Origin of the sequence: Nucisporomicrobium flavum (genome assembly GCF_016464385.1) — a bacterium.
In the GTDB taxonomy this organism is placed as follows: domain Bacteria; phylum Actinomycetota; class Actinomycetes; order Mycobacteriales; family Micromonosporaceae; genus Actinoplanes; species Actinoplanes flavus_A.
The window spans coordinates 783,211-806,155 of sequence record NZ_JADMLH010000002.1; the positions used below are offsets into that span (position 1 = coordinate 783,211).

General features: G+C 71.5%; 31 protein-coding genes. 17 read left to right on the top strand and 14 right to left on the bottom strand.

The window, feature by feature from the left end:
- Positions 1 to 37: 37 nt before the first annotated feature.
- The 8 genes from IT780_RS07855 (at position 38) to IT780_RS07890 (ending at position 6,527) form a co-directional block, all read left to right on the top strand.
- Positions 38 to 1,291, top strand: a complete 1,254-nt coding sequence (locus tag IT780_RS07855) for a DUF4407 domain-containing protein (RefSeq protein ID WP_199510710.1) — start codon at positions 38 to 40, stop codon at positions 1,289 to 1,291.
- Positions 1,292 to 1,317: 26 nt separating this feature from the next.
- Entirely contained in the window at positions 1,318 to 2,187 is an 870-nt protein-coding gene (locus IT780_RS07860) for a phosphotransferase family protein (RefSeq protein ID WP_199510711.1), read from the top strand.
- Positions 2,188 to 2,331: 144 nt separating this feature from the next.
- The gene (locus tag IT780_RS07865) at positions 2,332 to 2,811 is read left to right on the top strand and encodes a 2'-5' RNA ligase family protein (RefSeq protein ID WP_199510712.1); all 480 of its coding nucleotides are present in this window, start codon (positions 2,332 to 2,334) and stop codon (positions 2,809 to 2,811) included.
- Positions 2,812 to 2,855: 44 nt separating this feature from the next.
- Positions 2,856 to 3,422, top strand: coding sequence for a Uma2 family endonuclease (locus IT780_RS07870; RefSeq protein WP_199510713.1), 567 nt, complete (start codon positions 2,856 to 2,858; stop codon positions 3,420 to 3,422).
- 9 nt (positions 3,423 to 3,431) lie between these two features.
- Positions 3,432 to 4,034 carry a hypothetical protein gene (locus tag IT780_RS07875; RefSeq protein ID WP_199510714.1) on the top strand — a complete coding sequence of 201 codons (603 nt, stop codon included), beginning with the start codon at positions 3,432 to 3,434 and terminating at the stop codon, positions 4,032 to 4,034.
- A gap of 133 nt (positions 4,035 to 4,167) precedes the next feature.
- Positions 4,168 to 4,725 carry a hypothetical protein gene (locus IT780_RS07880; RefSeq protein ID WP_199510715.1) on the top strand — a complete coding sequence of 186 codons (558 nt, stop codon included), beginning with the start codon at positions 4,168 to 4,170 and terminating at the stop codon, positions 4,723 to 4,725.
- A 2-nt stretch (positions 4,726 to 4,727) separates the two neighbouring features.
- Positions 4,728 to 5,261 (top strand): S26 family signal peptidase, encoded by a 534-nt coding sequence (locus tag IT780_RS07885; protein ID WP_199510716.1) that lies wholly within the window; start codon positions 4,728 to 4,730, stop codon positions 5,259 to 5,261.
- Between the two features lie 78 nt (positions 5,262 to 5,339).
- Positions 5,340 to 6,527 carry an RCC1 domain-containing protein gene (locus IT780_RS07890; RefSeq protein WP_199510717.1) on the top strand — a complete coding sequence of 396 codons (1,188 nt, stop codon included), beginning with the start codon at positions 5,340 to 5,342 and terminating at the stop codon, positions 6,525 to 6,527.
- On the opposite strand, the gene IT780_RS07895 is transcribed toward IT780_RS07890, so the two are convergent.
- Positions 6,524 to 7,108 carry a TetR/AcrR family transcriptional regulator gene (locus IT780_RS07895; protein ID WP_199510718.1) on the bottom strand — a complete coding sequence of 195 codons (585 nt, stop codon included), beginning with the start codon at positions 7,106 to 7,108 and terminating at the stop codon, positions 6,524 to 6,526. The genes IT780_RS07890 and IT780_RS07895 overlap by 4 nt on opposite strands.
- A gap of 108 nt (positions 7,109 to 7,216) precedes the next feature.
- On the opposite strand from IT780_RS07895, the gene IT780_RS07900 reads away from it, so the two are divergent.
- Both IT780_RS07900 and IT780_RS07905 read left to right on the top strand, forming a co-directional pair.
- Entirely contained in the window at positions 7,217 to 7,642 is a 426-nt protein-coding gene (locus IT780_RS07900; protein ID WP_199510719.1) for an ester cyclase, read from the top strand.
- Positions 7,639 to 8,109: a DUF1772 domain-containing protein gene (locus IT780_RS07905; RefSeq protein WP_199510720.1), complete on the top strand. Its 471-nt coding sequence runs from the start codon at positions 7,639 to 7,641 to the stop codon at positions 8,107 to 8,109. Before IT780_RS07900 ends, IT780_RS07905 begins: the two co-directional genes overlap by 4 nt.
- Here the strand turns inward: IT780_RS07905 and IT780_RS07910 are convergent.
- A complete protein-coding gene (locus tag IT780_RS07910; RefSeq protein WP_199510721.1) occupies positions 8,102 to 8,974 on the bottom strand; it encodes an AraC family transcriptional regulator in 873 nt (290 codons plus the stop codon). The genes IT780_RS07905 and IT780_RS07910 overlap by 8 nt on opposite strands.
- A 121-nt stretch (positions 8,975 to 9,095) precedes the next feature.
- Between IT780_RS07910 and IT780_RS07915 the strand changes: the two genes are divergently transcribed.
- From IT780_RS07915 to IT780_RS07925, 3 genes are read left to right on the top strand one after another with little or no spacing between them, the layout of a single operon-like run.
- Entirely contained in the window at positions 9,096 to 9,368 is a 273-nt protein-coding gene (locus IT780_RS07915) for a putative quinol monooxygenase (protein WP_233412293.1), read from the top strand.
- Between the two features lie 2 nt (positions 9,369 to 9,370).
- A complete protein-coding gene (locus IT780_RS07920) occupies positions 9,371 to 10,327 on the top strand; it encodes an alpha/beta hydrolase (RefSeq protein ID WP_199510723.1) in 957 nt (318 codons plus the stop codon).
- 2 nt (positions 10,328 to 10,329) lie between these two features.
- Positions 10,330 to 11,109 carry an SDR family NAD(P)-dependent oxidoreductase gene (locus tag IT780_RS07925; RefSeq protein ID WP_199510724.1) on the top strand — a complete coding sequence of 260 codons (780 nt, stop codon included), beginning with the start codon at positions 10,330 to 10,332 and terminating at the stop codon, positions 11,107 to 11,109.
- On the opposite strand, the gene IT780_RS07930 is transcribed toward IT780_RS07925, so the two are convergent.
- Positions 11,093 to 11,563, bottom strand: coding sequence for an Lrp/AsnC family transcriptional regulator (locus IT780_RS07930; protein ID WP_199510725.1), 471 nt, complete (start codon positions 11,561 to 11,563; stop codon positions 11,093 to 11,095). The two genes, IT780_RS07925 and IT780_RS07930, sit on opposite strands and share 17 nt — an antisense overlap.
- Before the next feature lie 69 nt (positions 11,564 to 11,632).
- Here IT780_RS07930 and IT780_RS07935 point away from each other — a divergent pair, with 69 nt between their 5' ends.
- Positions 11,633 to 12,553 (top strand): DMT family transporter, encoded by a 921-nt coding sequence (locus IT780_RS07935; RefSeq protein ID WP_199510726.1) that lies wholly within the window; start codon positions 11,633 to 11,635, stop codon positions 12,551 to 12,553.
- On the opposite strand, the gene IT780_RS07940 is transcribed toward IT780_RS07935, so the two are convergent.
- Positions 12,537 to 12,893, bottom strand: a complete 357-nt coding sequence (locus tag IT780_RS07940; RefSeq protein ID WP_199510727.1) for an STAS domain-containing protein — start codon at positions 12,891 to 12,893, stop codon at positions 12,537 to 12,539. The two genes, IT780_RS07935 and IT780_RS07940, sit on opposite strands and share 17 nt — an antisense overlap.
- A 180-nt stretch (positions 12,894 to 13,073) precedes the next feature.
- Between IT780_RS07940 and IT780_RS07945 the strand changes: the two genes are divergently transcribed.
- The 3 genes from IT780_RS07945 (at position 13,074) to IT780_RS07955 (ending at position 15,245) form a co-directional block, all read left to right on the top strand.
- On the top strand, positions 13,074 to 13,835 hold the full coding sequence (locus IT780_RS07945; RefSeq protein ID WP_199510728.1) for a TetR/AcrR family transcriptional regulator: 762 nt from the start codon (positions 13,074 to 13,076) through the stop codon (positions 13,833 to 13,835).
- A gap of 143 nt (positions 13,836 to 13,978) precedes the next feature.
- Positions 13,979 to 14,731: a PRC and DUF2382 domain-containing protein gene (locus IT780_RS07950; protein WP_199510729.1), complete on the top strand. Its 753-nt coding sequence runs from the start codon at positions 13,979 to 13,981 to the stop codon at positions 14,729 to 14,731.
- Positions 14,732 to 14,798: 67 nt separating this feature from the next.
- Positions 14,799 to 15,245 carry a YsnF/AvaK domain-containing protein gene (locus IT780_RS07955; RefSeq protein ID WP_199510730.1) on the top strand — a complete coding sequence of 149 codons (447 nt, stop codon included), beginning with the start codon at positions 14,799 to 14,801 and terminating at the stop codon, positions 15,243 to 15,245.
- Positions 15,246 to 15,278: 33 nt separating this feature from the next.
- Here the strand turns inward: IT780_RS07955 and IT780_RS07960 are convergent, their stop codons facing one another.
- The 10 genes from IT780_RS07960 to IT780_RS08005 form a co-directional block, all read right to left on the bottom strand.
- Positions 15,279 to 15,584 carry an STAS domain-containing protein gene (locus tag IT780_RS07960; RefSeq protein ID WP_199510731.1) on the bottom strand — a complete coding sequence of 102 codons (306 nt, stop codon included), beginning with the start codon at positions 15,582 to 15,584 and terminating at the stop codon, positions 15,279 to 15,281.
- Between the two features lie 18 nt (positions 15,585 to 15,602).
- Positions 15,603 to 17,351, bottom strand: coding sequence for an aa3-type cytochrome oxidase subunit I (gene ctaD, locus IT780_RS07965; protein ID WP_199510732.1), 1,749 nt, complete (start codon positions 17,349 to 17,351; stop codon positions 15,603 to 15,605).
- 79 nt (positions 17,352 to 17,430) lie between these two features.
- Positions 17,431 to 17,994, bottom strand: a complete 564-nt coding sequence (locus IT780_RS07970; protein ID WP_199510733.1) for a hypothetical protein — start codon at positions 17,992 to 17,994, stop codon at positions 17,431 to 17,433.
- A gap of 251 nt (positions 17,995 to 18,245) precedes the next feature.
- Complete coding sequence (locus IT780_RS07975) at positions 18,246 to 18,587, bottom strand: hypothetical protein (RefSeq protein WP_199510734.1); 342 nt, start codon at positions 18,585 to 18,587, stop codon at positions 18,246 to 18,248.
- A gap of 24 nt (positions 18,588 to 18,611) precedes the next feature.
- A complete protein-coding gene (locus IT780_RS07980; protein WP_199510735.1) occupies positions 18,612 to 18,953 on the bottom strand; it encodes a hypothetical protein in 342 nt (113 codons plus the stop codon).
- A 146-nt stretch (positions 18,954 to 19,099) separates the two neighbouring features.
- Positions 19,100 to 19,879 carry a hypothetical protein gene (locus tag IT780_RS07985; RefSeq protein ID WP_199510736.1) on the bottom strand — a complete coding sequence of 260 codons (780 nt, stop codon included), beginning with the start codon at positions 19,877 to 19,879 and terminating at the stop codon, positions 19,100 to 19,102.
- A gap of 65 nt (positions 19,880 to 19,944) precedes the next feature.
- Complete coding sequence (locus tag IT780_RS07990; RefSeq protein WP_199510737.1) at positions 19,945 to 20,418, bottom strand: hypothetical protein; 474 nt, start codon at positions 20,416 to 20,418, stop codon at positions 19,945 to 19,947.
- Positions 20,419 to 20,499: 81 nt separating this feature from the next.
- The gene (locus tag IT780_RS07995) at positions 20,500 to 20,994 is read right to left on the bottom strand and encodes a hypothetical protein (RefSeq protein WP_199510738.1); all 495 of its coding nucleotides are present in this window, start codon (positions 20,992 to 20,994) and stop codon (positions 20,500 to 20,502) included.
- 77 nt (positions 20,995 to 21,071) lie between these two features.
- Positions 21,072 to 21,557, bottom strand: coding sequence for a hypothetical protein (locus IT780_RS08000; protein ID WP_199510739.1), 486 nt, complete (start codon positions 21,555 to 21,557; stop codon positions 21,072 to 21,074).
- An 867-nt stretch (positions 21,558 to 22,424) separates the two neighbouring features.
- Entirely contained in the window at positions 22,425 to 22,898 is a 474-nt protein-coding gene (locus tag IT780_RS08005; RefSeq protein ID WP_233412294.1) for an NUDIX domain-containing protein, read from the bottom strand.
- Positions 22,899 to 22,945: the final 47 nt, after the last annotated feature.

Below are 22,945 nucleotides of genomic sequence, written 5' to 3' on the forward strand. Positions count from 1 at the left end.
GCCCGCGCGGGAGCGTGCGATCAGCGAGACTCGCTGCATGCGTCGCTTGTTGCTCCGGATCGCCAACGTGAACCCGGACAGCGTGACCACGCACTCGGACCGGGTCCTCTACAGCGCCATCGGCGTGTTCATCGTGCTCTATTTCGTGTACGCGACGGTCGGCGGCGCCGCGTTCGTCGACGCCAGCGCGAACTACACGCACCCGTGGTGGCAGTGGCTGGTCGGGCCGCTCGTCGCGACCGGCGTGGTGGCGTACGACCGGGCCGTGGTGGGCCGCGTGGCGATCAACTACGAGCGGCTGGAGTCGTCGGACCCGGCGGACCTGCTGCGCCGCCCGACCGTCGGCCTGTACGCCGGCCGCCTCGCCCTGGCCCTGCTGTTCGCCGTGATCATCACCGAGCCGCTGATGCTGGCCCGCTACCAGGGCGAGATCGACGCGCGGCTCAACGAGGTGCACAACGAGCAGATCAGCCGGGTCGAGCAGAGCGGGGCGATCGCCGCGTACGACGCCCGGATGCAGCAGCTCAAGCGGGAGACGGCGGCGGACGACCGGGCCGTGCAGGCGCTCACCACACGCGCTGCGCAGAAGCGCAGGGACGCCCGTACCGTTTATGCCCAAGCCCTCGCCGACTCCGAGGGTGACGGTGTCTCCCGCAAGGCGGGCTGCCCGGAGGGCGGCTATTGCGACACGCTGGTGAAGCGGTCCCGGGGCCTGGACGATCAGGCCGCGCGCCTCGACGCGCAGGCCGCGGAGCTGCAGAAGAGCCAGGATGCGGCGCGGCAGTCGCGGGCCGCCGAGCAGGCGGACCTCACCCGCAAGATCAGCGATCAGCGTACGGCCAACGCCGAGGCGATCAAGGCCGACGCCGGGTTCGGCGCCCGCACCAAGGCCATGTGGTACCTGGTGACCAGCGACTTCTGGGGCATCGGCGTCTTCTACGTCGGCATCGCGCTGCTGCTGGTCGCCCTCGACTGCGCCGCGGTCGGCCTCAAGTTCGTCTCGCACGGCAACGGGTACGAACGCAGCGAGGCCCGCGTCGCCCGAGGCCGGGAGCACGAGGCCGCGATCGGCTACGAGCAGGGCCTGCGCGACGCTCGCCGGTACGCCGAGGCCACCTCGCGGGTGATGGCGGAGAGCATCGGCAAGGCGTCGCACGACGAGGAGCTGGCCGGCATCGCGGTGGAACGGGCCCGCGCCCACCTCTACGACAGCGTGACCGGGGCGCCGCTGCCGCCCGTACCCGTGATCGAACGCCACACGCTGCGCGATGTGGACAGCATCAGGGCGTGATGCCCGCGTGCCCTACCCTCGGCGCTGTGCAGCCGCCGCCGTTCGCCGAGATTCTGCCGTCCGGATCCGTCGTCACCGAGGTCGTGCCCCGTAGCGGCGGATCGCTGCACACGGTGCACGAGGTGCGCCGCGCCGGGGCCGACCCGCTGATCGTCAAGCAGTACGCCGACCGGTGGCGGGCGCAGCAGCGCAAGGAAGTGCACGTCTACCGGTTGGCGGCCGGGGTGGCCGGCGTTCCGCAGGTGGTGCACGCCGACGACGAGCGGGCGACGACGGTGCTCACGCTGATCCGCGGGAAGCCGATGTGGGAGCACGAGCTGGAGCCCGCCGCCGTGCGGGCCGCGTACCGCCGGATGGGCGAGTTCCTGGCTGCCCTGCACAGGATCAGCCTGCCGGCGTACGGGCACCTCACCACCGAGATCGTCGATCCCGTCGCCGACAACGTGACGTACGTGCGTCGCATCTTCGCGCGGCAACTGGACGAGTTCCTCGCGGCCGGCGGCCGGCGTGACCTCCACGATGCCGTCGCCCGGCGGGTGGCGGCCGACGAGGAGGCGTACGCGGCCTGCACCGGCGCGGTGCTGTGCCACAACGACCTCCACGAGGGCAACGTCCTGATCGACGACGAGGGGACGGTCGCCGGGTTCATCGACGTCGAGAACGCCGTGGCCGCCGACCCGATGACCGACCTGGCCAAGACGCTGCAGTTCGACCCCGAGGAGTCGCCGGAGAAGCGGGCGGCGCTGTTCGAGGGGTACGGCCCGCTGCCGCCGTACGGCCCGGAACGGATCGCGCTCTACCGGCTCTACCACGCCCTCGAGCTGTGGACCTGGTTCACCTCCATCGGCGAGACCGCGCGCCTGCCCGGACTGGTGAACAGCCTCCTCAGGGCATAGTGCAAATTGCACGGGAGGGCTACTATTTCACTCCGGCGTACCGCTTGCCCACGCTCTGTTATCGGCGGTGGCGCCGGGCTCGAAGAGCGGCGGAGACGACGAGCGATCGTCGTCCCCGCCGTTGCGCGTCTACCGTTCCCTGTGATGCACACGGTTGAGCTCCTGCTGGACGCCCCGCTGGAAGCCCATGTCCGGACGGTGTGGCGTGACCTCTTGGCGATGGGCCTGCGCAGCCTGGCCTCGCACGAGCACCCCACGAACCGCCCGCACGTCACGCTGGCGACCGCCGACGCGTTGTCGCCGGGTGTCGCGCCCGCACTGGACGGGCTGCCGCTCGACGTGGAGCTGGGCGACGTGGTGTTCCTCGGCCGTACGGTGGCCTGGCGGGTACGCCCCTCGGCCGCACTGCTGTCGGTGCAGCGCCGGGTGTGGGAAGCGCTCGACGGCCGGGAGCGGAACCCGCTGCACGAGCCGGGGCGCTGGGTGCCGCACGTGAGCCTGGCACTGCGGGTGAAGCCGGAGCTGCAGGACTTGTACCCCTGCGACGTCGGCGCGGCGTCCGGTCACGTGGTCGCAGCCCGCACGTACAACTCCGAGACGCGTACGGTCACCGCACTGCCCTGACGATATGTTGAGGGGTGTAGCACTTCACGGTCCAGGAGGTAGGTATGACCGCCGAGATGGTCCCGCCGGCTTGGATGCATGAGCAGGTCACCGCGGAGCAATACGCGACCTGGACAGAAGAGCAGTGTGCGGGCATCGAGATCGTGGATGGGATGGTTCTCGTGAGTCCGAGCGCTTCCAAGCGCCACAACCGCCTGGCCCGGCTCCTGGCCAACGCCTTGGACGACGCTGCGGGACCGGACTGGAACGCCGACACCGACTTCGACGTCCGGCTCCAGGACGTGCCGCTCAACAATCGTCGTCCCGACGTGACGGTGTATCGGGCGGACACCCTGGATGTGTCACCGACCCGGCCGGACCACGTGCTTCTCGTGGTCGAGGTCGTCTCGCCCGGCTCGGAGACCACGGACCGGATCGTCAAGGCCGACCAGTACGCCAGGGCCGGCATCCAGTTCTACTGGCGCGTCGAGCAGGCCCCGACCGGTGCGCCGCTGGTCTACACGTACGTCCTCGACCCGGCGACCGGCCGCTACCGCGACGGCGACATCTTCGCGGGCACCGTGAAGGCCGCCGCCCCCTTCCCCGTCGAAGTCGACCTCAGCCGGATATGAGGCACCCGCGTGCCTGATCCTGGCTCGTTCGCCGACGGGGAGAACTGGACCGGAGGCTTCTACGAGCTCTTCCTGGAGCTCGGCCCTCGCGACGACCAGCGCCTGCAGGCGGCCCTCACCGCCCTCTGGCAGGCGGCCGGTATCGACAGCTGCGTGGCCGACCGTGGCCTGGAGCCCGAGGAGCAGCCCGCCGTGCCGTGCACGGTCGCGTCCCTGGAGAGCCTCGGCCATCTGCTGGGCCGGGTCACGCTTCCGGCCGGCCGGCGGGTCGTCTGCGGCTGCTTTGCCGTACGCGACGATGAGGGGCCCGACTGGATCGAGCTCTACCTGCCCCTCGGTGCGCTGGCCCGCACGGACCGGCGGATCGGCGGCTACCCGTTCGACGATCGCAGCGGGCCGGAGTCCCTGGACTGGCGGCGCGGGCTCGACGACTGGCTCGTCGGCGTCGCCGGGCTGGTGCACCGGCGGGTGCCGGTGCGGCTGGGGATGGTCGGTTTCGAGGTCGACACCGTCTCGGCGGAGGCGCTCGGCGGCGTCGTCCCGGAGGAGCGGTGGGCGGGCCTTCTGTTGCCGGCGGGCGACGACCTTCGGTACGAGCCGGCCAACCGCTGAGCGGTCGTCGCGGACTTGCCGGGGATTTGACGGGCGCTTGAGTCCGCGTTGAGACGGGCCGCCGAACTACCGGGCAACTGCGACGGCGATGCCGCCGCGCCGGTCCGAGAGGAATGTCATGCAGCTTGCGGGGATGAAGATGGTGGCCGTGGGCCTGACCGTGGCCGGTGGGATCGCGGTCAGCTCCGGGGTCATGTGGCAGGCGTCCAGCGCCGCCTTCACCGCCTCCACCGGGACGGCTGCCAACTCCTGGAACGCCGGCACCGTGGTGCTGAGCGACGACGACAGCGCCGTGGCGATGTTCAACGCGACGAACCTGCGGCCCGGCTCGACGGGCGACAAGTGCATCACCGTCTCGTACACCGGCAGCCTGTCGTCGACCGTGAAGATGTACGGCACCGCCGTCTCCGGGGCGCTGACCCCGTACGTGGACCTGGTGATCGAGGAGGGCAGCGGCGGCGGGTTCGGCAGCTGCACCGGCTTCACGCCGTCCGGGACCGCGTACACCGGCACGCTGGCGAACTTCGGCAGCACGAAGACCGGGTTCGCCACCGGCGTGGGCACGTTCGCCCCGAGCGGCTCCGGGCAGCAGAAGACGTACCACGTCACGTACACGGTGAACGCCGCGACGCCCGACTCGGCGCAGGCCGCGTCCGCCGCGGCGACCTTCACCTGGGAAGCGAACAGCTGACCATGACCGCCGTCGCCTGGACCGGTGCCCGCCGGATGCCGGTGCTGCGCCTCTCCGCGGGCGCGGTACGCCTGATCGCCGTCGCCGCCCTCGCCGGGGTCGCGGCCATGCTCGCCTGGACCGCCCTGCCCGCCGTCTGGGGCTGGCAGCCGACCGTCGTGACCAGCGGCTCGATGAGCCCGTCGCTGCACCGCGGGGACGTGGCGGTCACCTCGGCGCCGTCCGCCGGCTGGGCACCGGCCGTCGGCCAGGTCGTGGTCGTGCCGGATCCGCTGCGCCCCGGCCGTACCCGCATCCACCGGATCGCCGGCATCGACGCCGACGGCATGCTGGTCACCCGCGGCGACGCGAACGGCAGCGACGATTCCTTCCGTACGGCCCCCGCCGACGTGCGGGGCATCGGCCGGCTGCTCGTCCCCCGGGTGGCGCTCGGCAGCCTCGAGCTGCGCGAGGGGCGTCCGGCGTTGTTCGTGGCGCAGGGCGCAGCCGTCCTGGCCGCGCTGGCGCTGGTGCTGCGCCCGGCCCGCAAACCCTGATCCTCGCCGGGCGCTGCCCGGATTCCTCACCTCGGGCGGTTCCCGGCCGACGATGACAGCGGACGGAGAAGGAGCGGCGTGAGGCGTCTGCTGATAGCGACTGCGGTGACCGTGGCGGCCATGGGCGGCCTCGTCGGTCTGGCCGGGTCCGATGCCGCCTTCACGGGCAAGACGACCGCCTCGGTCAAGTTCACCGCCGCCCCCGCCTTCTCGTCCGGCCGCCTCTACGGCTGGGGCGACTCGTCCTCCGGGCAGACCGGTGCGGCTGCCTCCGGCTCTCTGACCACGCCGGCCGCGGTCGGCTCGGTCACCACGTGGGTACGGCCGACGGCGGGTGCCGGGTTCGCGTGTGCCGCGCGTACGGACGGCACGTTGTGGTGCTGGGGTGCGAACGCGTCGGGGCAGCTGGGGCTGGGCGACACGACCGCCCGCACCGCGGGTCCCGTCCAGATCGTCGGCGCGACGACGTGGACCGCCGTGGCGACGGGCCGTCAGCACGCGTGCGGCGTCCGCTCGAACGGCACCCTCTGGTGCTGGGGCGCCAACGCGTCGGGGCAGCTGGGGCTGGGCGACACGACGGACCGTACGGCGCCGGTGCAGGTCGGCACGGTGACCACGTGGCGGACGGTGACGGCCGGGACCGCGTCCACGTGTGGTCTGCGTTCCGACGGCACGATCTGGTGCTGGGGCGCGGGCGCGTCCGGCCAGCTCGGCCTGGGCACCACCACGGACCGCACCGCCCCGGTGAAGATCGGCAGCACGGCCACCTGGAACGCGATCACCGCGGGTGCCGCGTACGCCTGCGCGACGCGTACCGACGGAAGCCTCTGGTGCTGGGGCGACAACGCCGCCGGCCAGCTCGGCCAGAGCAACACCACGACGAAGCTGTCCCCGGTCCGCGTGGGCGCCGGCGTCTGGCGGACGGTGTCGACGGGCGGCCAGCACACCTGCGCCATCGGTACGGACAGCAGCCTGTGGTGCTGGGGTGCCAACGCGTCCGGCCAGCTCGGCCTCGGCGACACGACCAACCGCACCGCCCCGGTACGCGTGGGCTCGGGTACGGCCTGGCGAACGGTCACCCCGGGCGCCCAGCACTCGTGTGCCACCGACACCGGCAACGCGGTGTGGTGCTGGGGCGCCAACGGGTCCGGTCAGCTGGGCCTCGGCGACACGACCGGCCGTACGGCGCCCGCCCAGATTCCCGCCTTCACCGCGCGCCCGGTCGGCTCCGGGCCCGAGGCGAACACCACTCTGGCGATCGCCTAGGGCGTCGACCCGCGTATCTGCTCGACCAGGAGCTGGAGACGCTCGGCGGCGTACCCCGGGCGAAGCCGGCCGTTGCGGTCGAGCTCGACCAGCCCGTGCAGCGCCGCCCACACGACCTCGGTGAGCGTGTCGACGTCGCGCGTGCCGGCGACCGCGGCGACCGCCTCGCGCAGCTCGGCGAAGGCCTCGATCAGCGGCGTGGGCGTCTCGTCCGTACCCCCGAAGTGCAGGCGCGTGGACCGGGTGAACATCGCGTCGTAGAGCGCGGTGTTGCCCGCGGCGAAGTCGCTGAAGGCGGCGGCGACCCGGGCGACCTGGTCGGCGGGGGTGGGGCTGTCGCGCCGGGCGGCACGCAACGCCTCGGTGAGCTCGCCGAAGCCCTCCAGGGCGACCGCCTCGACGATGTCCTCCATCGACCCGAAGTGCTTGTACAGCACCGGCTGGCTGTACTCGATCTCGGTGGACAACCGCCGCGTGGTGACCGCGTTCCAGCCCTCGCGCTCGGCCAGGGTGCGCGCCGTCTCCGTGATGAGCCGGCGACGGGCGAGGCGCTCGCGCTGCCGGCGGTCTTCGATCGCCATACCCGACTGTAGCACTGCTACGGACGCTAGCGGTGCTATTGACACGAGCCGGCCCGGTAGTTAGCGTTGCTAGCATTAGCAGCGCTAACCAGTCTCAGGAGGCCTCTCATGTCCCACGAACAGCGGCTCGTCGACCTCTTCACCGAGATGATCAACACCCACGACCCGGACCTGGTGGACCGGTTCGTCGCCGAGGACTACCTCAACCACAACGCCTTCGTCGCCGACGGGCGCGAGGCGAACCGCCAGTTCTGGGCCACGTTCTTCGCCGGCCTGCCCGATGTGACCGTCACGATGGAGGACCTCGTGATCTCCGGCGATCGCGTCGTGGGCCGCTTCGTCTACCGCGGCACGCACACCGGGGAGCTCATGGGCTTCCCCGCCACCGGTAAGCCGGTCGAGATGCGCACCATCGACATCTGGCGCGTCCAGGACGGCATGTTCGTCGAGCACTGGGACGAGCTGAACTTGATGCAGGTGTTCCAGCAGATCGGCGCCCTGCCGGCGCTCGGCGGCACCGGGGCGCAGGCATGACGCTCGTGTCGCAGCTCGCCGCCCTCCTCGCGATCCTGGCCACCGGCGTCGTCTACGGCACCGACGTCTTCTGCGCGCTGGTCCAGCGCTCCGCCCTCGAGCGGGTCGACGACACCACCCTGGTGGCGGCCATGGGCAACCTGCACCGCGTCGCCGACCGTCGGATGCCGGTCCCCGGGATCCTCGGCGTCATCGCGGCGGCGGTCGCATCGGTGCTCGCCGCGGTGGCCGGCAACACCGTCCCCGCGGTGGTCGCGGGGGCGGCGTTCCTGCTGCTGGTCGTGTGGGTGGTGCTCTACGTGCGGATCAGCGCTCCCATCAACCGCAGGCTCACTGCGGCCGCCGTCGCGCACGAGACCCCCGCCGGCGCCCGCGCCTGGCAACGGGACTGGGACCGCATCATCGTCGCCCGGGCGGTCCTGCAGGGACTCGCCGTGCTGAGCCTGGGAGCCGGTCTCATCAGCTGACGGCGACGACGTCCTGGCTGGGTGGCGCGCCGAACTGGCGGCGGTACTCGCGGCTGAACTGCGACGGGCTGTCGTACCCGACGCGCCGGCCGATGCCCGTGACGTCGCCGGGGTTCGAGGCGAGCAGGAGGCGCGCCTCCTGCAGCCGGATCTGCTTCTGGAACTGGATGGGACTCATCGCGGTGACCGCCTGGAAGTTGCGGTAGAAGGCGGACGTGCTCATCCCCGACCGCCGGGCCAGGTCCTCCACCCGGAACGCCTGCGGGTAGTGGTCGCGGATCCAGCGGACCGCCCGGGCGACGTGGGTGAGGTTGCTGTCGGCGAGGCCGAGCTGGCGCACCACGGCGCCCTGCTCGCCGGTGATGAGCCGCCAAAGGATCTCGCGTTTGATCAGCGGGGCCAGCACGGCGATGTCCCGGGGCTGCTCGAGCAGGCGCAGCAGCCGGACGGCCGCGTCGATCAGCTCGCCGGGTGCGTCGCTGACCGCCAGGCCGGACGGCGCGGCGCCGCCCAGCGGCGGCAGGTCTCCCGGGGCCGCCTGGAGCAGCAGCTCGGCGACGGCGGCGGGGCGCAGGACCAGGCCGAAGCCCACCGCCGGGTGCTCGGCGGTGGCATCGACGAAATGGCCGGTGACGGGCAGGTCGACGGAGGCGACGAGGTACTGGCCGGCGCGGTACTCGTACACGCGGTCGCCCAGCGCGATCCGCTTGGCGCCCTGGGCGATGAGGGCCAGCACCGTACCCGTCATGGACGACGACGGCGGCTCCGACCGGTCGACCTTCGAGATCAGGACGTCCTCGATGGCCGTGCCGGTGTCGGGCCGGGCATGCCGCAGCAGCAGCTCGCGCAGCACGTCGACGCTCATGAGCCGATCCTGCCGTGATTGAGAGGATCATGCAAGAGGTCGAGAGCATCGGTCTAACGTTTTAGCAGCTCACGTTGATTCCATAGTGGGCATGAACATGACGCACGGATTCCACGCCAGCATGACTGCGCAACCAGGACGCGGTGCTGAGCTCGTCCGCCTGCTCCTCGGTGCACCCGCCCTGTCGCACCCCGACTGCATCGTCTTCCTCGTCTCCCGCTCGGCCGCCGACCCCGACGTCGTCTCGGTCACCGAGGGTTGGACGACCCCCGAGGCCCACCGGGCCTTCTTCGCCTCGGAGCCGGCGCAGGCGCTGGTGGCCGCCTTGCAGCCGCTGATGGCCGGGGAGTCGCGGTACACCGACGAGGTCCCCGTCGGCGGGAAGGCGTTCTGAGGATGCGACCCGACCTGGACCCCGAGCTGGCCGCGCTGCTCGCCGGCATGCCGCTCGTACCTCGGCTCGACGCCGGCATGCTCGCCCAGATCCGGCCGTTCGCGTCGGCGCCGATCGAGCCACTGCTCGACGGCCGCGCCGTCGAGCGGCGCGAGCTGACCATTCCCGGACCGGACGGCGCGGCGCTCCCGCTGACGATTCTCCGTCCTGCGGACCGTACGGCCGCAGCGCCCTGCGTCTACTGGATCCACGGCGGCGGCATGGTCATGGGCGACCGGTACTCGCAGATCGACATCCCGCTGGAGTGGCTGGACCGGTTCGGCGCGGTGGTCGTCTCGGTGGACTACCGGCTCGCCCCCGAGTCGTCCGGTACGGCCCTTGTCGACGACTGCTACCGCGGCCTGACCTGGGTGGCCGAGCACGCCGGCGAGCTGGGCATCGACCCCGCTCGCCTGGTCGTGGCGGGCGCCAGCGCGGGCGGTGGCCTGGCCGCCGGGGTGGCGCTGATGGCCCGGGACCGCGGCGGACCGGCGATCGCCGCGCAGGTGCTGATCGGGCCGATGCTGGACCACCGCAACGACACCGTCTCCAGCCGGCAGTTCTCCGGCGGGCCGGGCGTCTGGACGCGGGACATGAACGAGTTCGGCTGGCGCTCGGTCCTCGGCGAGCGGGCCGGCGGGCCGGTGTCCCCGTACGTGTCGCCCGCGCTGGCCGACGACCTCTCCGGCCTGCCGCCCACGTACGTCGACGCCGGCTCGGCCGAGGTCTTCCGCCACGAGGACGCCGGCTACGCGACCCGGATCTGGGCGGCCGGCGGCCGGGCGGAGCTGCACGTGTGGGCCGGCGGCTTCCACGGCTTCGACGCGCTCTTCCCGCAGGCATCGCTGTCGGTCGCGGCGCGCCGGACCCGTACGGACTGGCTCGCCCGGCTGCTCGGCACCACGACAAAGGAGAACTGACCATGCAGATCGTCATCGTCACCGGCGCGAGCTCGGGCATCGGCCGGAGCGTCGCCGTGCAGGCCGCCCGGCGCGGAACGGGAGTGATCCTCACCTACAACGGCAACGAGCGGGGAGCCCGGGAGACCGTCGCGGCCATCGAGGCGGACGGTGGCACGGCCGTCGCGCTGCGCCTGGACGTCGGCCGGTCCGAGACGTTCCCGGCGTTCCGCGACGAGGTGGCCGGCGCGCTGCGCGACACGTGGCGGAGGGACTCGTTCGACCACCTGGTCAACAACGCCGGCTTCGGCCGCTCGGCGCCGTTCGAGGACACGACCGAGGAGATGTTCGACGAGCTCATGCGCGCGCTGCTGCGGGGTCCGTACTTCCTCACCCGGGCGCTGCTGCCGCTGCTGGCGGACGGCGGCGCGATCGTCAACGTCGCCAGCAACGCCGCGTCGCGCTCCGGCATGGAGGCCGGCTATTCGGCGTACGGCACGATGAAGGGCGGCCTGGTCGTGCTGTCCCGCTACCTGGCCAAGGAGCTCAGCCCTCGCGGGATCCGGGTGAACTCGGTGTCGCCGGGCTCGACGCGTACCCGGATCGGCGGCGACGCCTTCGCGCGCCACCGGCGAGGTCATCCCGGCCCTGGCCGCGCGGACGGCCCTGGGCCGGCTGGGGGAACCGGACGACATCGGCCGGGCCGTCGCGGCGCTGCTGGGCGACGACGGCGGCTGGATCACCGGGCAGGACATCGAGGTCTCCGGCGGCTACAACCTGTAGCGGTCAGGTCTCCGGCGTGAGCGGGAGCGGCGACGTGCCCTTGATCTCCTGCAGCCGCAGCAGGGTCGTCAGCCGCTGCGCCCCCTTGAAGGACAGCTGGGTGAGCACGTGCTGCAGCTCGGCGACGTCGCGCGCCACGATCAGCATCATCACGTCGATCTCGCCGGCCACCCAGTCGGCGGCGATGACCTGGGGCATCGCGAGCACCGCCTTCTGGAAGGCGAGGTCGGCGCGCGGGTCGTGCCGGCCCAGCCGTGCCGACACGTAGACCTGGAGCGGGAAGCCGGCCTCGGCCGGGTCGAGCTTGGCGATGACGTGCCGGATGACCCCGGACTTCTTCAGGCGCCGGACCCGGTTGAGCGTGGCGGCGGGGGACAGGCCGACCAGCCGGGCCAGTTCCAGGTTCGACCGGTCGGCGTCCTGCTGCAGTTCGTTGAGGAGCTGGACATCGATTTCGTCAAGTCGAGTCGCCATATGACCAAATATAGTTTCGTGATCAGGCTGAGCCGGCGAATCTGACGTCGCGGTGCGGACGATCGTCTGATGCGTACCGATCGTCGAACCGTCCTGCTCGCTCTTGCCACCGCCGGCCTGCTCTGGGGCACCACCGTCCCGCTGACGAAGGTCGCGCTCACCGGCATGGGCCCGGCGTGGCTGACGGTGGTGCGGTTCGTCATCGCCGCCCTGCCGCTCGCGATCGTGGCGCGGCGCGGGCTGCGGGCGGCCGCGTCACCGCGGGCGCTCTTCTGGGGAGCCATCGGGTACGGCGGGGTCATCGTGCTGCAGAACGCCGGCATCGCCCGGACCAGCGTGAGCCACTCGGCCCTGATCGTCGGGGCCACGCCGGTGCTGGTGGCGCTGCTCGGGGTGCTGACCCGGCGGGGCGGCGCGACCGGCTCGACGTGGGCGGGCTCCGCGTTCTCCCTCGCGGGCATCGCGGTCATCGCCGGCCACGGCGGCGGTACGGCCACCCTCGCCGGCGACACCCTCGTGGCTCTGTCCGTCCTGTTGTCCGCCGCGTTCCTGCTCGCCCAGCCGGCCGTGCTGGCCGGACGCGATCCCGTCGCGGTGACCGCGGTGCAGTTCGGCGTCGGCGCCGTCGTGACGCTGCCGGCGGCCGTGCTCGTGGACGGTACGGCGGCCCTGTCGCTCGCCCCCGCCCCAGTCGCGGCAACCCTCGTCCTCGCGGTCGCGGGCACGCTCGTACCGTTCACGCTCTTCGCATGGGGTCAGTCCCGGGTGACGCCCGCGGTGGCCGGCGCGTTCGTCAACCTCGAGCCGCTGGTCGGCTTCGCGCTGGGGGTGGCGGTGTTCGGCGATGCGCTCTCCGCCCCGCAGCTCGCCGGGGGAGTCGCGGTCGCGGGCGGGCTCGCGCTCACCTGCCTGCCGCTGTTGCGGGCTCCGCGGGTGGACCGCCCGGCCCCGGCGCCGGAGCGCGAACCGGTGCTCACCGGCGGCCGTTGAAGACCTCCAGCATCCCCGTCGTGACGAGGACCTGTTCGACGATGCCGCGGGCGTTGGCGACATGGAAGCCCTTGCCCGCGTCGGTGGCCGCGATGAACCCGTGCACGAGGACCTGCAGCGCCGCCGAGTCGATGAACGTGGCGCGGGCCAGGTCGACGGTGACCGCCTCGGCCCGGGCGTCCGCCGCCGCCTCGAGGATGAGGCCGCGCAGCGTGGGGCAGGCCTGCAGGTCGACCTCGCCGCCGGCGTGCACGACGAGGGTCGCCGTGCCGCCGAGGCTCAGGACGTCCGGCTCGCGCAGGATCGTGTAGTGCTGGTGCACGCCGGCTGCCTCCTCCATGGGCCGCGTCTGGGGCGGCCCTTGCCCGAGCCGGGACGTGATTAATCGCGGTGATGTTGTTTATTGCATAAACGATAGAGCCGGCGACCGTTCGATGTGAAATCCCCTCTGCTTCGGTGTCCGCTTGATCATGATCTATGGCAGACTTGCGCCGTACGTCACCCTCCGGGAGGTCGCACCGTGCAGGATCCGGACAGCCCCCGCGGTCGCGGTGCGGCCGGGGTGCCCTCCGCCGACGCCGTCGTCGCCGCCCGGGGCGGGCTCAGCCGTCAGCGGATCATCGACGCCGCGGTCCAGTACATCGACGAGCACGGCCTGCGCATGCTGACCATGCAGCGGCTGGGCGCGTACCTGGGTGTCGAGGGCATGGCCCTGTACAGGTACGTGCCGGGGCGGGAGGCGCTGCTCGACGGCGTGGTCGAGGCCGTGGTGGACGAGCTGTTCGGCGACCCCGACGTGCACCTGGAGGCGCATGCCGGCTGGGTCGACTATCTGCAGCGCCTGGCACACGGGCTACGCCGGATCGCGCTGGCCCACCCCGAGGTGTTTCCGCTGGTGGCGACGCGTCCCCCGGCCGCGCCCTGGGTGCGCCCTCCGCTGCGCAGCCTGCGTTGGATCGAGTCGATGCTGCGGGTGATGACCGAGGCGGGGTTCTCCGACGAGAACGCCGCGGCGGTGTACCGCGCGTTCAGCAGCTTCCTGCTGGGCTACCTGCTGCTCGAGGTCTCCGGGCGTGGCGTGGAGACCGGGCCGGTCGAGGAGCCGGAGGTCGCGCCGGTCGAGGACCTCGACGACTACCCGATCCTGGAGCGCCTCGAGCCGCACCTGTCGGTCGACGTCGCCGCCCAGGACTTCGAAGAGGCTCTGGAGGCGCTGCTGGACCGGGTGGCGCTGCTGCTGCCGCGGCGCCGCCGACCGGCACGATTGACCGAGGGAAAGTAACTCCCGCGAGTTGTTTATGACGTAAACGGCAGGGCACTTTCCGGGGTGCAACGACGTCGCCGAAACAGCTGAATGCCCCCCGTGGCGACGTCCATGCGTCCATCCCAGTGCGATCGGCGATCGCCTGTACCCCCGGAGGCCCCATGATCACCCAGAACGACCTGTCCCGGCTCGACGGCACCGACGTGTACGACACCGACGGCGACAAGATCGGCTCGGTCGGCCAGGTGTACCTGGACAACACCACCGGCGAGCCCGAGTGGGTGTCGGTGAAGACCGGCCTGTTCGGCACCAAGGAGACGTTCGTCCCGCTCGAGCGGGCGAGCTTCGGCGAGGACCGCGTCGTCGTCGCGTACGACAAGGCGCGGGTCAAGGATGCGCCGCGGGTCGACCCGGACGGCGAGCTCAGCGCGGGCGAGGAGCGCGAGCTGTACACGTTCTACGGCCTGTCCGCGGGCAACGGCGGCGAGTACGCCGAGTACCGCGAGGACACCGCCACCACCGCGACCACGGGCGGCGGCGACGACGCGATGACCCGGTCGGAGGAGCGGCTCGTCGCCGACACCCGGACCGAGCGGGCCGGCACCGCGCGGCTGCGCAAGTACGTGGTGACCGAGCGGGAGCAGGTCCGCGTACCGGTCTCGCACGAGGAGGTCCGCCTCGAGCGCGAGCCGATCACCGAGGCCAACCGGGGCGACGCGTTCAGCGGCCCCGACATCAGCGAGGCCGAGCACGAGGTCACGCTGCACGCCGAGCGCCCGGTGGTGGAGACCGAGGCGGTGCCGGTGGAGCGCGTACGCCTCGGCAAGGAGACCGTCCGCGACGAGGAGACCGTCAGCGGCGAGGTCCGCAAGGAGCAGATCGAGTTCGACGGCCCGGAGGGTCGCAACCGCTGACCAGGCGGCGCCCGGGCCCGTTCCGCGCGGGCCCGGGCCGCGCCGGCCGGCACGGAGGGCTGGAACCATGAGCATCGCCGATGGGAACGACCTCGGCTCCGACGACGCGATGACCCGCTCGGAGGAGCGGCTCGTCGCCTCCACCGAGGTGTACGAGGCGGGACGCGCCCGCCTGCGCAAGCACGTCGTCACGGAGGAAGTGCAGATCACCGTCCAGGTACGCCGCGAGGAGCTCCGCCTGGAACGCGAGCAGATCGCCGAGGGCGGCCGTGAGCTGGTGCACGATCCGGACGTGTTCGGGCCGCGCGAGGTGTTCGAGACGCCCGAGGGCGGTGTCATCTACGAGGTCACGTTGCACGAGGAGCGGCCCGTGGTCACCACGGAGATCGTTCCGGTGGAGCGGGTACGCCTCTCGAAGCTCGTGCACACCGACGCGCACGTGTTCGCGGGCGAGGTCCGCAAGGAACGCATCGAGGCGGAGCTGCCGGGGCAGGACCCGACCGCGCTGGACTGACCGTGCCGGGCTGACCGTGCCGGGCTGACCGGCTCAGGTGCCGGTGAGGGTGTCGTACAGGTCGGTGAGCTCGAGGACCAGGCGGACGTTCGGGTGCACCCCGGTGATCCGGAACGTCCGTCCGGCCCGCGCGGCCTCGGCGTAGGACCGGTCCATCGCGGCGATACCGGACGAGTCGCAGAACGTGAGGCCGCTCAGGTCGGCGACCACCGCGGTGGCGCCGTCGGCGAGGGCGGCGGACACCGCGGCGCTCAGCTCGTCGGCGGTGACCATGTCGAGCTCCCCGGCGACGCGCAGGCGTACGCCACCGTCGTCGGAGGCGTGCCGCTCAATGATCACGCAGCGATTCTAGAGCGCTCAGCTGTCGGTGCGGTCCTCCTGATACGTGGCGCCGCCGTGGGACTCGCTGGTGAGCGGGCGGGCGCCGCCTTCCGGCGGGCCGGCCACCGACTGGCCGCCCGCGGCGAGTTCGGGGAACTTCGCGTCGAAGGCCGGGCGCTCGGAGCGGATACGCGGCATGTGGTCGAAGTTGCGCAGCGGCGGCGGGCAGCTCGTCGCCCATTCCAGCGAGTTGCCGTGGCCCCAGGGATCGTCCACCGTGACCAGCGGGCCCGCCCGGTACGAGTGCCAGACGTTGTACAGGAACGGCAGCGTCGAGGCGCCCAGCACGAACGAGCCGAGCGTGGAGATCATGTTGAGCGTGGTGAACCCGTCGGTGGGCAGGTAGTCGGCGTAGCGGCGGGGCATGCCCTCGGCGCCGAGCCAGTGCTGCACCAGGAAGGTGGTGTGGAAACCGACGAACGTCAGCCAGAAATGGACCTTCCCGAGCCGGTCGTCGAGCATCCGGCCGAACATCTTCGGGAACCAGAAATAGGTCCCGGCGAAGACGGCGAACACGATGGTGCCGAACAGCACGTAATGGAAGTGCGCCACCACGAAGTACGTGTCGTGGACATGGAAGTCGACCGGGGGAGCGGCCAGCAGCACGCCGGTGAGCCCGCCGAACAGGAACGTCACCATGAACCCGAGCGCGAACAGCATGGGCGTCTCGAGGCTGATCTGGCCGCGCCACATCGTGCCGATCCAGGTGAAGAACTTCAGCCCGGTCGGCACGGCGATGAGGAAGCTCAGCAGGCTGAAGAACGGCAGCAGCACCTGGCCGGTGGCGAACATGTGGTGCGCCCACACGCTCATGGACAGCCCGGCGATCGCGAGCGTGGCGCCGACCAGGCCCTTGTAGCCGAAGACCGGCTTGCGGCTGAACACCGGGATGACCTCGGTGACCATGCCGAAGAACGGCAGCGCCACCACGTACACCTCGGGGTGGCCGAAGAACCAGAACAGGTGTTGCCACAGCATCGGGCCGGACGTGCCGACGTCGTACACGTGCGCGCCGAGGATGCGGTCGGCGGCCAGGGCGAACAGCGCGGCGGCCAGGAACGGGAAGATCAGGATGACCAGCAGGCTCGTGACCAGGATGTTCCAGGTGAAGATCGGCATCCGGAACATCGTCATGCCGGGCGCCCGCAGCGTCAGGATCGTGGTGATGATGTTGACGCCGCCGAGGATCGTGCCCAGCCCGGACACGGCCAGGCCGACCACCCAGGCGTTCCCGCCGATGCCGGGTGAGTGCGTGGAGTCGCTGAGCGGCGTGTACGCGGTCCAGCCGAAGTCCGCGGCGCCGCCCGGGGTCAGGAAGCCGCCCAGCGCGATCAGGCCGCCGAAGAAGTAGAGCCAGTACGCGAACGAGTTGAGCCGCGGGAACGCCACGTCCGGCGCGCCGATCTGCAGCGGCACGATGTAGTTGGCGAAGGCGAACACGATCGGCGTCGCGAAGAACAGCAGCATGATCGTGCCGTGCATGGTGAACAGCTGGTTGTACTGCTCCGGCGACAGGTACTGCATGCCGGGCTGTGCGAGCTCGCCGCGCATCAGCAGCGCGAGGAAGCCGCCGATCATGAACCAGGCGAACGACGTGAACAGATACATGATCCCGATCTGTTTCGCGTCGGTGGTGCGCAGCATGCGCGCGAGCGCGTTACCTCTGACCTGTCGCCGGACGGGCCAGGGGCGGGTCACGATCGGTCTCGGCTGGACGGTGGTCATGGGCGACCTCCGGTAGCGGCGAATGTCGATCCGGCGTCTCGAACTTACGCCGCTCGGGCGGCGAGCGCAGCAGTCCCGGTCAATGTCGGTCGGCGTGACCGGTGACCTCGACCGGGACGGTGAAGACGCCACCGGGGCAGGCCGCGTTCCCGTCCGCCGCCATCCGCAGGCCGTCCGGCACGGTGAACACCGCCACGTTGTTGGCGGCCACGCGCCAGCGTACGGATGAGGAGCGCTCGGTGAAGGTGACCGCGGGTCGCCGGCAGCCCGCCTCGCGGTGTTCGGCGTCGGCGACCACGTTGCCGGGCCCGGGCTCCACGGAGGTGACGACGATCGGGTAAGGGTTCTGGTTGGCGACCGTCACCGTGAGCGCGCCGACTCCTCCCGGCTGCAGCGGCGTGTCCAGGCTGGACTTGCCGAGCAGGGCCATCGAGACGAACGAACCGGGCCGCGCACCGCCGGCGTCGGTGATCGTCCAGTACGCCCAGACCGCGCCGGCGTTGACCAGGGCGGCCGTGGCAGCGGCTCCCGCGAGGACGACTCTGGCGCGCCCGTCGAGCCGGGGCCGCCGGATTCGTGGAGCGGGTGGCGCGGGGTCGCCCTCCGCGATGCCCGGGAGGCCCGAGACAGCGGGGACGCGCATACGGAGCTCCTCCTGCGGTTCGGATGCTCGACGGAGTCCCCACAGTGCCCGATTCGTCGCCTTGTGCGGGATCGGCGTTCGGTCCGTCCCGGGCGGCCGGTCGACCGGAAGGGTCGAGCCCTCCGAGCTAACCCGGCCGGGCGAGGAGCGGCGCGCCCGGTCAGCTCCACGGGCGCCGCGGTTCGCCGGGCGCCACGGTCATGACCAGGAAGAATGGGGGTCTAGCAGCATCCGCGGGCGGAGGGCAAACCTCAGCGTGTCCCGGAGCGGCGGCGCCGGCGCCCGGACTTGGGCTGCGGCTGGGACTGGATGCGCCGGCGCGACTGGCCGACGAGATGCTGACGGTCCGGGCTCTCCGCCGCCGCGGGGGAGAAGTCACCCTCGGCGTCCGCCGCTGCCGGGTCCTGCTGGCGCTTGCGGATGGCCATGTCGAACATGGAGTTGGAGGCCTGGTCGTAGCCGTTGCGATAGGCCTCGTCGCGGTCGAGGCCCTGCTTGTACCACTGGTGGATGCGGCCGGCCGCGTACCCGCTGGCGATGACGAACGCGAGCGCGAACAGGGCCTGGATGATGCTGTTGCCGGGAACGGTCATGGCGGTCCGGTACTTCCCTACGGGTCAGGCCTGGTGCGGTAACAGGCGGGTGTGCTCGATGCGGCCGCCGGCGGAGTCGACCGGGGTGCGCTCGGGAAGGTGGTGGAGCGGGACGACGGCGCGGACCCCGGGGGCGACGGTCGCGGCCGGGCGCGGCGCGGCGACCGGCGCCGGCTTGACCGGGTGGTTGCGCACCGCGAGCTGGAACAGGGTGTGCGACGCCTGGTTGTAGCCCTCCCGGAACGCGACATCACGATCGAAGCCGTGCCGGTACCACTGGTGCACCCGCCCCGCGACGTACGCGGTGAAGATGACCATGGCGACGGACAGGGCGAGCTGGATGGCGATCGAACCGGATGGCGTCATACGACGATCCTATTTGTTGCCCCATGGAAACCGTGACACCTGTAAAGGCAGTTGGCGTAAACGGCCGTCGTCCGGAATTTAGCTGTTTGTTCAGGGTGTTTCGCCGTGACAGGAACGCGCTTTTATGAACTTCGACGGGTGTCTAGTCAGCCCGGAATGACGGCGTCGATCGCCGAGCCGATCGGCGTATCCTTTTCCATGTCCCCATCGTTTTTATCGGTTCCCTCGGGCGCACCGGACGACGGTTTCCCGGCGTCCGGAGCCGACGCGGACTCCTCCGGCGGCGCGGGCGGCTTGTGCACCGGCGGCGGCTGCACCTGATCCGGTGCCGGGGTTGTCGACGTGGACACGACCGGCTCCGGCTCACCCCGGCCGTCCGCGGCGCCCGCCTGCGGGACGACGACGACCTCGCCCGGCGCCGAGGTGCTCACCCCGGGCGCCGGGACGAGCGGGGAACCGTCGGCGCCCGGCACCACGACCACGCCGTCGACCACGATCGGGGCCGCCTCACCGGGCAGCAGCGTCGGCTCGCTCGCCGGGCTCGGCTCGCCGGTCCAGAACGTGCCGTACGTAGCCGCCACCGTGTACGTCACCAGGTAGCCGGCCGGAGCGCTCTCGTCGACGCACCGCGCACCGGTGGCCGGCACGTCACAGGCGACCTGCGCGATCGGCCCGAGGTGCCGGGTAACCACGTACCGCTGCACCGGCGTACCCGGGGCGATCGTGACCCGGTCCCAGGCGATCCGCGGGCCCGCGGCGACGATGCCCTCCGCGGTGATCTGCGGCTCCCCGCCGGGCAGCTCCACCGTGGGTGCCTTCATGCGGGGAATGCCGGCGGCGTGCACGGTGAACTGCGCTTCCTCCGCGCCGACATCCCAGTCGCCGTACGCGGCCACACCGGTGCCGATCGCCAGCGCGGTCGCCACGCCGACGAACGGCAGGGGCGACCGCAGAAAACGAATCGACTGTCCGGTACGGGTACGCCGATGCCTCACCGGGCTGCCACGGTGGCGTCGGCCGTCAGGAGCACGGTGAACGTGGCCTCCTGGCAGGCGTCCACGACCGAGTTCGGCATGTGCAGCGGTACGGCCCCGGCCTCACGGCTGTCGCGCGCACCGACCCGGGCCGGCAGGGATCCGGTGTACGGCCCCACCTCCAGGTTGGACACGACCGGCTCGCAGCCCGGCTTCGACGTGGCGGTCAGCCGCGCGTGCATCCCCGTCACCACGAGGTCGTGGCTCGAGGAGTTGGCGAGGGTCAGCACCAGCCGGCGTCGCGCGCCCGGGTAGAGGTCCTCGACCGCTGCTCCCCGTACGGTGAAAACGGGGTTGCTGCCGTCGGCACCCGGCGCGGCGGTGAGCGTCATCTGCTGGTCCGACGTCGAGGGATCGCGCAGGGCGACAGCCAGCCCGGCCGCGCCGACGACGGCCGCCGCGGCGACCACGGATTTGTGCCACCGGTGCACAGCGGAACTCCTGACATGCTCGCGCCGACGGGAAAGGGGGAGCGTGGGCGGCGCGTCGGCCCGGATGCCCACGCCGATGGTTCAGGAAGCGCTGCTCAGCCCGGAGGCCTTCACCGGGATCGTGAAGGTCGCCCCCTGGCAGGCGCTGTCGGAGCTGTTCGTCATCCGCAGCCCGCCCGGGACGGTGAACACGCCGATGGTGTTCTTCGGGACCTGCCAGGACACCGGCAGCACGTCGGCGGAGAGGATCACACCGGTCTCCACGCACCCGGAATCGCGGTGGTCGGGGTCCGCGGTCACCTTGCCCTTGCCCGGGCTGATCGAGGTGATCTTCACCGGGAAGTCGTTCTGGTTGGTCACGGTCACCGCGAGGTCCGCGGTCGCGCCCGGGTACAGCGGCTTGCTCTCGTCGGACCGGCCCTGCAGCTTCAGCTCCACGGCCGTGCCCGCCACCGCGACGCCGGTGCCGGCGCCGCCCAGCGTCCAGTACGCCCAGGCGGCACCCGCGTTCACGATCACGGCGGCAGCGGCGGCGACGCTCAGGATCACCTTGCCGCGACGGTCGAGCTTGCGCATGCGCATCCTTTTCGGTGTCTGCTCATCGGTGGGCGACGGGGCGACGGCGAGGCCGCCACCGTGCCCCATCGCCGCCCTCACGCCGCGCTGACGGCGTCGAGGTGGACGTTGAACGTGAACGGCGCACCCTGGCAGGCATCCGCCGGGTCGGCGACCATCCGCAGCGGCCCTGCCCACGCGATCCGTGCGGTCGCCGGCTTGTCCTTGCTGCCGGCCGGGACGGTCGCCTCGTCCGGCAACGGCGCGTCGTTGACGACCTCGACGTTGTCCGTCGCGGCGCAACCCTCCTGCGGGGAGTCCAGCTGCTTCAGGTCGATGTCGGTGATGCGTACGGGGAAGGCGTTCTGGTTCTCCACGGTCAGCAGCACCGTGGTCGCGTTGCCCGGGGTGAGCCCGCCCGCCAGCCCGGCGCTGGTGACCTTCAGCGTCACCACGGAGCCGGCCTTCGCCTCGGCGGTGCCGGTACCGGTGAGGGTCCATGCCGCGTACGCCGCTCCCGCCGCGCCGACAGCGACGACCGAGGCGACGACGACGGCGGTGGTCCGTCTACTGAGCTTGCGCATCCGCGGTTTCCTCCTGCGAGACCTTGAACGTGGCCCCGGTCGCCGGGACGCGACCGGGGCCACGGGGAATGACCTGCCGAATGCGCCGATTCCGGTGGAGGCGGAAAGGGCGCGGCACAACATTCCCGGACCAAGGGCAGAAACGTGATCGGATGTCCGTGCGGCATTCTCATCCGTTCGAAATCCCGTTTCTGCGCTCACCGGATTACCCCGTCCGGGGGACGGCGCGCCGCAAGCCACACCCGTCATCGATGCCCGACCGGCGCGCGGCGCCCGCCACAGCGGCGATGACCAGGGACGACATGCGATTAGCACCTTCCTCGGGGGTGGGGCAAATAAGCGGTGTTCGAGGTCTGACGTTTCGCGGCCGGTGTCCGGCCTGGATCAGGGGTCCCCGCCGCCGGGCGGGACGGCGAGGACCCCTGCAGAACCCGCCTGTCAGCACCACGGGCGGCGGGCCCACACCATTGCGGCCGCTGACCGGGGGCATGCGACACGGCCGCGACGGTGAGGTCTGTGAATGATTTACGCTCGTCGAGTGCGGGCCCTCGGCGTTTTCTGGCCGCCGAGGACCCGCCTGATCCGCACACGCGCCACGACACGGTCTGCGAATCTTTTTTCGTCACCTGCCGGGTTCGTAAGACAGCAGGCGCTCCGGAGCCGGCTATCCGGCGCGGTCGTGGTTCATGGCGCATTCTCCTGACGCTTCGCTTGGTGAGACGCCGTCGCTTCGCAGGCAGGACGGCGTCTCGTAGGAGAAAACGCCGTAGACACCGGTACGGAGATCGGGCGTCCGTTTCGCGGTTTTCGCGTTTTGATCATCGCCGTGCGCCCAACCGGTTTAGCCCAAGAGAGTGACGCGCGGGGTCAAGCCGTCGGGAAGCCGTTCTCCAGGTAGGACGTCGTGTGTTCGGCACGTGCCCGGACGGCGGCCCGCATCCGTCGCGCCAGCAAGCCGGAGAGGCGGTCGTCCGCTTCCGCCTCCGTGCACCAGGCCCAGCTGCGCAGTTCCTCGGCCGGCAGCCTGATCCGCCCCGCCTGGTCCGGGGTGAGCGTTCCGCCGTCGAAGAGCAGCATCAGGCCCTCGGTACGGTCCGGGCGCGGCGGCACCCAGTCGGTCACCAGCAGGCGTCCCGGCCGCAGCGTCAGGCCGAGCTCCTCCTCCACCTCGCGCGCCGCCGCCGCGTACGGCGACTCGTCGGCTTCGACGGCACCGCCCGGGATCTCCCAGTACGGCTTGTACGTCGGCTCGACCAGCAGCACGCGGCCCGAGGCGTCGGACAGCACGACCCCGGCACCCATCCGCTTGCGGGGCAACGTGGCGGTGTGGTCGGAAGTCATCGTTCCCCTGCCGAAGGCTTGTCCCTGACGTTGCGTGATGCCACATA